Origin of the sequence: Microcystis flos-aquae FACHB-1344 (assembly GCF_014698375.1) — a bacterium.
GTDB lineage: Bacteria > Cyanobacteriota > Cyanobacteriia > Cyanobacteriales > Microcystaceae > Microcystis > Microcystis aeruginosa.
On the sequence record NZ_JACJSW010000154.1, the window covers coordinates 1 to 6,804 of the forward strand.

10 protein-coding genes and 1 pseudogene are annotated in these 6,804 nt (G+C 45.4%); 5 read left to right on the forward strand and 6 right to left on the reverse strand.

Features of this window, described 5'->3' with window-relative positions:
• Positions 1–272 precede the first annotated feature (272 nt).
• Positions 273–680 carry a hypothetical protein gene (locus tag H6G48_RS14260; RefSeq protein WP_147069516.1) on the reverse strand — a complete coding sequence of 136 codons (408 nt, stop codon included), beginning with the start codon at positions 678–680 and terminating at the stop codon, positions 273–275.
• Positions 681–728: 48 nt separating this feature from the next.
• Here H6G48_RS14260 and H6G48_RS14265 point away from each other — a divergent pair, with 48 nt between their 5' ends.
• From H6G48_RS14265 to folE, 3 genes are all read left to right on the forward strand, one after another.
• A complete protein-coding gene (locus tag H6G48_RS14265; RefSeq protein WP_190722263.1) occupies positions 729–1,634 on the forward strand; it encodes a hypothetical protein in 906 nt (301 codons plus the stop codon).
• Between the two features lie 341 nt (positions 1,635–1,975).
• Positions 1,976–2,704 (forward strand): SDR family oxidoreductase, encoded by a 729-nt coding sequence (locus H6G48_RS14270; protein WP_190722264.1) that lies wholly within the window; start codon positions 1,976–1,978, stop codon positions 2,702–2,704.
• Between the two features lie 49 nt (positions 2,705–2,753).
• The gene (folE, locus tag H6G48_RS14275) at positions 2,754–3,452 is read left to right on the forward strand and encodes a GTP cyclohydrolase I FolE (protein WP_190722265.1); all 699 of its coding nucleotides are present in this window, start codon (positions 2,754–2,756) and stop codon (positions 3,450–3,452) included.
• 63 nt (positions 3,453–3,515) lie between these two features.
• On the opposite strand, the gene H6G48_RS14280 is transcribed toward folE, so the two are convergent.
• Positions 3,516–4,154, reverse strand: a complete 639-nt coding sequence (locus H6G48_RS14280; protein ID WP_190722266.1) for a phosphoribosylanthranilate isomerase — start codon at positions 4,152–4,154, stop codon at positions 3,516–3,518.
• Positions 4,155–4,274: 120 nt separating this feature from the next.
• Between H6G48_RS14280 and psaK the strand changes: the two genes are divergently transcribed.
• Both psaK and H6G48_RS27215 read left to right on the forward strand, forming a co-directional pair.
• Positions 4,275–4,541, forward strand: coding sequence for a photosystem I reaction center subunit PsaK (gene psaK / locus H6G48_RS14285; RefSeq protein ID WP_002756861.1), 267 nt, complete (start codon positions 4,275–4,277; stop codon positions 4,539–4,541).
• Between the two features lie 115 nt (positions 4,542–4,656).
• Entirely contained in the window at positions 4,657–4,839 is a 183-nt protein-coding gene (locus H6G48_RS27215) for a hypothetical protein (RefSeq protein WP_341275503.1), read from the forward strand.
• A 269-nt stretch (positions 4,840–5,108) separates the two neighbouring features.
• Here H6G48_RS27215 and H6G48_RS14290 read toward each other — a convergent pair whose 3' ends face one another.
• From H6G48_RS14290 to H6G48_RS14305, 4 genes and pseudogenes are all read right to left on the reverse strand, one after another.
• Positions 5,109–5,411, reverse strand: a complete 303-nt coding sequence (locus H6G48_RS14290) for a type II toxin-antitoxin system RelE family toxin (RefSeq protein WP_002784443.1) — start codon at positions 5,409–5,411, stop codon at positions 5,109–5,111.
• Positions 5,368–5,595, reverse strand: coding sequence for a hypothetical protein (locus H6G48_RS14295; protein ID WP_002756856.1), 228 nt, complete (start codon positions 5,593–5,595; stop codon positions 5,368–5,370). Before H6G48_RS14295 ends, H6G48_RS14290 begins: the two co-directional genes overlap by 44 nt.
• A 280-nt stretch (positions 5,596–5,875) precedes the next feature.
• Entirely contained in the window at positions 5,876–6,403 is a 528-nt protein-coding gene (locus H6G48_RS14300) for a DUF3011 domain-containing protein (protein ID WP_190722267.1), read from the reverse strand.
• 146 nt (positions 6,404–6,549) lie between these two features.
• Positions 6,550–6,804: pseudogene (locus H6G48_RS14305) on the reverse strand (photosystem II D2 protein (photosystem q(a) protein)); the annotation flags it as partial.

A 6,804-nucleotide genomic window follows, 5' to 3' on the forward strand; every position in this document is an offset into this window, starting at 1 on the left:
CTGTGTAAGACAGTACATGGTTTTTTAACTGTGGTATGCGACGGTGGTGGAAGCAGAAACTTAAATCGTGAGGTTTAGGAATCGCCGCACTTTTAGGGCGGCGAGGATGTCAAAATCGCTAAACTCTCCCTTTGAGGATTGTCGTTGCTAAGGTAGATACCCCCGCCTATCGGCACCCCCCTTATCAAGGGGGGCAGGGGGGATCGAACCCAAAATCTATCTTCAATTTAATTATAACCAGCTACTTAGCAAAATCTCCTGGCTTTTTCCGGTTATTTCACTAAATAGCTGCGCCATTGTGAGGCAACTTCTTCCAGTAAACGCCAAGTTTTCCCCTCGATCTGTCTTTGTAAATAAAGATCAAAATTGTTGTGTTGTTTGGTATCTTTTTGATGGGGCAATTGTAGAGTTAGATCGTAATCTCCCTGCAAGTGATAAGCGGGTAAATTGCCCACATAAAGCGGTTCCAGACTGGTGACATTAATTTTAGCAATTTTTACCTGCGGATCATCGATCTGTAAAGATTGACTAAGGCGATCGGATGTGTGACGAAATTGTAATAAAAGGGCTTTGGCGACGATTTCTCCGTCGGGGGCAAATTCTTGCGGGGGAGTGACACTACCACAAGCAGTCAGGAAGACAAGGAAAATACTGGTTAAAAAACCGAGAAAACGGCGCATAGAATGATATTTTGAAAAAGAATGGCAGCGGGTTAAGAAGAATTAATTATGACTCAACCAAATGAGCGAGAGAATTTCAGCCAAGCAGAAACAGTGATCCGACTACAAGAGGCGATCGAGCAGTTAAATTCGATCGTTTCCCAACTTAACACGGGAACGGCGACAGTGTTACCCCCAAAAGTTGCTGTTGATAATCTTCTTAACTCAACGCAACAGTTAGCCGCTGCTTTAAAACCAGATGAATTCGCAGAAGTTGAGCAAAGTTTAACCCCAGATTCTCCAATCGAAGCAGCGGAGGGAATCGACGATATTTTACCGGATTTCGAGCAGGTGGAAGGGTGGTGGACGACGATTTTGAGCAAAATTCGCCGACTTTTACCTGGGGGAATTAGCGAAAAAATTCCCGATTGGTTAATTACCGGCTTGTTAACAGGAAGTTTAGTCACTATCCTATTAGTAGCTGTGGTCAGTTTACCGAAAAATACGGCGGAAATTGCCGAAAATATGCCTGAAGTTGTCTCTAGTCCTTCCCCGGCTGCCGGGGAAATTATCGAAACTCCTCCAGAATTAATCGCACCAGAGGCACCGATTCCCGTCCCGATTACCAAAGCAAAACCGCGATTAACTCCCGAACAAAGTTTAGTCGCAGCCATTCAAGCGGAAATTACCGATTTAACTACTCGTTATCCCGCCGGGATTATTTCTACCGTAGAAGCGGATTTTTTGGCTAGTCGTCTAGTAGTTATTTTGGGCGATAATTGGTATAGTCTGGAGGCATCACAACAGGATAAATTGGCTAATTCGGTTTTTCAACGTTGCCAAAGTCTCGATTTTCGCCGCTTGGAAATGAGGGATAACGAGGGAATTCTCCTCGCTAGAAGTCCCGTTGTCGGCGATCGAGTGGTGATTGTCAATCGCACTCAACCCACCGCTGCCATCTCCTCTGGTGAGTAGTTTTGAGCGCGGGGGGAGGGAGTTTCGGACAAAGACAGCCTCAAGAATTCTCGCCCACCAGTCCGCTTTTTCCCCTCGCTGGTTAGATATCTAAATATACACAAAAATTAGTGATCCCTGACTTAACAGTGCTATAATTGGCTAGGTAAAATTTTGTAACGATTTTTAATCTTGAACCTACCCGATAGTCAATGCTTCCCCCCGCCCGGGTGGGCCGCAGCAATTTTGGTGCGAGAAAAATTGCTCCGATCTAACCCAACTCCCTTAAACCTTTCTAGGGTCCCCCTAACCGCCAAAATTTTGCCCTAACTACCAAGAATTAAGAGATTTCAAACTATACCATGAACTCTGTTATTCGTCAACAGCGAGCGCTGATCACCGGAGCCGGCAGCGGCATCGGCAAAGAAACCGCCCTCGCTTTCGCCAAGGCGGGAATTAATCTGGTTTTAATCGGTCGCGATCAGCAAAGATTGGCAACCGTGGCGGGAATGGCGGCAGATTTAGGCGTATCAGCCCAAGCTTACCCCTTAGATTTGGCAGATATCCCGGAAGTAGCTCCTAGTATCGCTAAAATCGCCCAAGAATCCGGACCGATCGATATCCTGATCAATAATGCTGGCATGGGTTACACAAACTCCTTGGCCGACACACCTTTGTCAGACTGGCAGCGGGTGATCGATCTCAATTTAACCAGTGTTCATCAGTGTGTGCAAGGAATTTTACCTGCCATGCGTCAACAGGGGGGAGGCACGATCATTAACGTTTCCTCGATCGCCGCCGATAATTTCTTCCCTGATTGGGGGGCCTATAGTGTCAGCAAAGCTGGATTAGTGGCATTTTCTCGCATTTTAGCGATCGAGGAGCGGGCTAACGCCATTCGCGTCACGATTATCACCCCCGGGGCTGTCAATACTCCCATCTGGGACAGCGATAGCGTCAAAGCAGATTTCGATCGCTCGGCCATGTTAACCCCGGATATCATCGCTGAGGCCATTCTGCAAGCGGTGTTACTGCCCAAACAGGCCGTAGTGGAAACGATGACCATTATGCCCAGTGCGGGGGCATTATAACCCGAAATACTTCTATTTATCAATCAATTCGCCTACAGGCCTCTTCATTATGACCATAGCTTCTTCTAACGGTTTAAACGGTAATTTAACCGACGCTATTCAAGCACGCATGACCACTCGCCCCGATCGCAACACCCACAATGGCAAAACCGCTCAAATTCATCCAACTTCCGACGAAAACAAAGAACAGATGATGGATGCGGTCAGAAATATCCTGATCTCGGTGGGGGAAGATCCCGAAAGAGAAGGTTTATTAAAAACCCCCAAACGGGTGGCCGAAGCGATGCAGTTTCTCACCCAAGGCTATCAACAATCCCTAGAAACCCTCGTTAATGGTGCGATCTTCGATGAAGGTCATAATGAGATGGTATTAGTGCGCGATATTGACTTTTTTAGTCTCTGTGAACATCATATGTTACCCTTCATGGGGCGGGCCCACGTTGCCTATATTCCTAACCAAAAGGTGGTCGGATTAAGTAAATTAGCCCGCATTGTGGAAATGTATTCCCGTCGTTTACAGGTCCAAGAGCGCCTCACCCGTCAGATTGCCGAAGCGATTCAAGAAATTCTCGACCCCCAAGGGGTTGCCGTCGTCATGGAAGCAACCCATATGTGCATGGTAATGCGCGGGGTGCAGAAACCGGGATCCTGGACTGTCACCAGCGCCATGTTAGGAGTCTTCCAAGACGAGCAGAAAACCCGCGAGGAGTATCTTAACCTGATCCGTCATAAACCCAATTTCTTCTAGTCCCGGAGATGGGGAAATGGGGGAATTCAACTAAAACCCCAACACCCAAAACCTTCTAACTGATCACTGATCCCTGAATTTTTGCAGTCGCTCTAGCAAGAGGGCGACTTTTTTGAGGTCTTTATCACCAGGCGATCGCTCAACGCCGCTAGAGACATCAATACCCTGGGGGTGCAGCCGAGTTAAAGCTTCACTAATATTATCGGGGTTGAGTCCTCCGGCCAGAAACCAGGGCAAGGGGGGCGAAAAACTGGCTAAGGCTTGCCAGTCTAAGGTGTGTCCCGTACCGCCGAGCAATTGGGGATGGTAGGCATCTAACAGTAAAGTATCGACGCTATTGAAGTAAATTGCCGACTTTTCCCAACTTTCTCTGTCTTTGATCCGCAAAGCTTTGATAATTTCCCGGTCGGGTAATAATTGCCGCAACTTTTGGCAATATTCGGGAGATTCTCTACCATGTAACTGCACACTTGTCAAGGGGGTTTTAATAGTTATTTGCTGAATAATTTCCGGTTGCTCGTCGGCAAAAACCCCGATCAAATCGATTTTGTCGGGTATTGCGGCGGTAATAGCGTTAATTTGCTGGATTTTGACGTAACGAGGCGAACTCGGTACGAGGATAAAACCTAAGGCCGTAGCTCCTAAATTGGCGATCGCTCGCCCCTGGTCCGGTTGGGTAATGCCGCAAATTTTAATTCGCATTTAATCTTATTCGCAAAACGTTACAAAAACTGTTAAGTATTCAAACAAAAAGCAGTTTCGGGTCAAGAGCTTTTTATAATGCCCTGTGATTAACAAAATCTTATCAAGACTGGAGCGCAAATGATCCCTTCCGCCTTACTTTTAGCCACTGCTCAAACCATTCCCTGGAATTTATCCGTCGGCATTACCATGACGTTAGCTAACCTAGTAGCCTTCGTTATCGGTTATTTTGCTATCCAAAATACTGGGGCCGGCCCTGCTTTACCCTTGCCGCAGTTAGCCTCGAAAAAAAGCTTCGGTCTGCCGGAATTATTGGCTACCATGAGTTTTGGCCATATTCTCGGTGCGGGACTGGTTCTCGGTCTTTCTAATGCGGGTATTCTCTAATCAGTAATCAGTAATCAGTGACCGGTAATCCTCAGAGAGAGGAGCCAGTAGTCAGTAGTCAGTAGTCAGGAGAACTAAGTAGGGTCTGCTGAAAAAGTTTGTTGGTGGGGGCAGGGTGTGGGGTGTGGGGTGTGGGGTGTGGGGTTTTACCGATTTTGAGGTAGTCAGTTACCTAATTTTCAGGGAAAAAGTACCTGAATTTTACCCCCGATCCCTCCAATGGCTGGCACTTTTTGAGGGGAAAAAAGTCCAAAAGTCTTATCCAACAAGGTTTCTAGATTTATTCAGCAGACCCTAAGTATAAAGATATTTTAGGCAACTTCATCCCTATTTTCCCATTTTTGAACTCTCAAAAGTTAATTATGTCAGAAGTCTAGTAATCGTCAAGATCGGGTGATTATTCTGGCTGCTGGCGAGAAAATTAAGAAAGCAGTGGCCCCAGTCGAAGCTGGAGACTTTGCTAACAAAGAAGAAGCAGTATTTGCTAAATTAACTCATGAAAGTTAGATGGCTGCGGAAAGAAGTATCGAAAATAATTGGTAAATGCGAACGTTGCTAATCGCTTAATTAATCGTAAATATTGCCTCTAAAGTTAATCTCATAAATAAAGATTTCGTCTGTCTCCTTGCCGATTTCAAAAATAACTCGCATTTTGCCAACACGAATTCTGGAGAATCCTTTTAACTCACCTTTAAGTTTTTTTATATCAAGTTCTTCAGGGGGATAAACGTTTTGAGTTTCAAGGCAGGTTTTGAGAATACCAATTTTAGTCAAAACAGATTTTCGGCTATTGGCATCTAGTTTCTCCAAAAATTTATTGGCTGATCTACTGATCCTGATCTTCACGATTAAACCAGCCTGTAATATCAACGAAGCCGTCGTCTTTGTAATCAACAGGATTAAAGGTTGCTTCTATGTCAGCTTGTTCTATATCATCAACATAGGGAATCAGCATCTCGAAGAATTTAAACCATTCTTCCCGCATAACTTCGCGGACGCTTTCCTTGATGATGGTTTTGAGCATTAGAGCATCTAAGGTGTTTGCCGGCTCCATATATTTTCCTCCAATCTACTTGAATTGTAGCAGCAGATCAAGAAAACGGGTTTCTTACAGCAGCTATCTTAAGGATTTTAGTTTTCTCAAGCCACTATTCGAGGCAAGTCAAGAGATTGGGAGAAATTCAGGTAATCTAAGGATAGGCGGTTAAAGTGCATCTTAGCTTACCTGATAACGTTCTTAAAATCTATCTTCGGCAAAAGTTACTCATTTTAGCTATCTAGCTATATAAATAAGTAACTTTACAAGGTTTTAGATAGAGTTTTGGTTTCTATATTTAACCCCGATCCTCACAAACAAAGTCCACTACTCGATCGATTTCTCGGGATGAGCGGATGCGACGACTACCGCTGCCGAGTTCGCCACCACGACAATTGGCCCACCAACGCTCGCGACTGCCATTAACGATCGCATCAAATTCTCTAATTCTGCCACTATCATAATAACTGCGGCGATCAACGACAAAACGACCGATATTGGGGAGGCGAAATTCTTCATAAACATTACCTTCCCAACCGCCACCAACATTACCGTGATGGTCGTCCATGCGTACCTCAAACTCGCCCCGACAACCATTTCTGACCACAATATTGCCGTTTTGGAAATCCCAATTACCCTCACAGGGAGCAGCGGAGCGAGTGCGGGTTAATCTTACTTGGGCCGATCTAGCGTTGACGGGACAGCGAGTAGTGCGACCGTTTTGACTTTCACAATTAATTCTCATGGTTCTGGCCGCTGCTGGCTCGCTCCCTAGGGGATAAATTAGCAACAAACCGAGACTAGATAATAAAATTTGGCGAAACATTGTCTTAATCTCCAAGAAATTCTCTAGTTTATCCTACATGGGTATCCAGAAAATGAGTAGTAGTTGCTTGAGATGCGTTAATCAACAAAAAAGAAGGGTGATTTAACTTCACCCTTCCCCCTATTCGGTAAATTTTCTTGCCATCTTTAGAGAGCGTTACCGCGAGGTAATACTTCTTCAGGGAAGATAAAGTTTTCGTGGGGTTGGTCTTGGGGAGCCATCCAAGCTCTCAGACCTTCGTTAAGCAGAATATTTTTAGTGTAGAAGGTTTCAAATTCCGGGTCTTCCGCCGCTCTCAATTCCTGAGAAACGAAGTCATAGGCCCGGAGGTTAAGGGCTAATCCCACCACACCCACAGCACTCATCCATAAACCAGTCACGGGGACAAAGAGCATGAAGAA

Bases quoted from the DNA above. Each gene is read 5' to 3' on its own strand.
- H6G48_RS14270 (WP_190722264.1), top strand. From the start codon at position 1,976: ATGAACTCTGTTATTCGTCAACAGCGAGCGCTGATCACCGGAGCCGGC.
- H6G48_RS14300 (WP_190722267.1), bottom strand. From the start codon at position 6,403: ATGTTTCGCCAAATTTTATTATCTAGTCTCGGTTTGTTGCTAATTTAT.
- psaK (WP_002756861.1), top strand. From the start codon at position 4,275: ATGATCCCTTCCGCCTTACTTTTAGCCACTGCTCAAACCATTCCCTGG.
- H6G48_RS14260 (WP_147069516.1), bottom strand. From the start codon at position 680: ATGCGCCGTTTTCTCGGTTTTTTAACCAGTATTTTCCTTGTCTTCCTG.
- H6G48_RS14280 (WP_190722266.1), bottom strand. From the start codon at position 4,154: ATGCGAATTAAAATTTGCGGCATTACCCAACCGGACCAGGGGCGAGCG.
- H6G48_RS14295 (WP_002756856.1), bottom strand. From the start codon at position 5,595: ATGGAGCCGGCAAACACCTTAGATGCTCTAATGCTCAAAACCATCATC.
- H6G48_RS14265 (WP_190722263.1), top strand. From the start codon at position 729: ATGACTCAACCAAATGAGCGAGAGAATTTCAGCCAAGCAGAAACAGTG.
- folE (WP_190722265.1), top strand. From the start codon at position 2,754: ATGACCATAGCTTCTTCTAACGGTTTAAACGGTAATTTAACCGACGCT.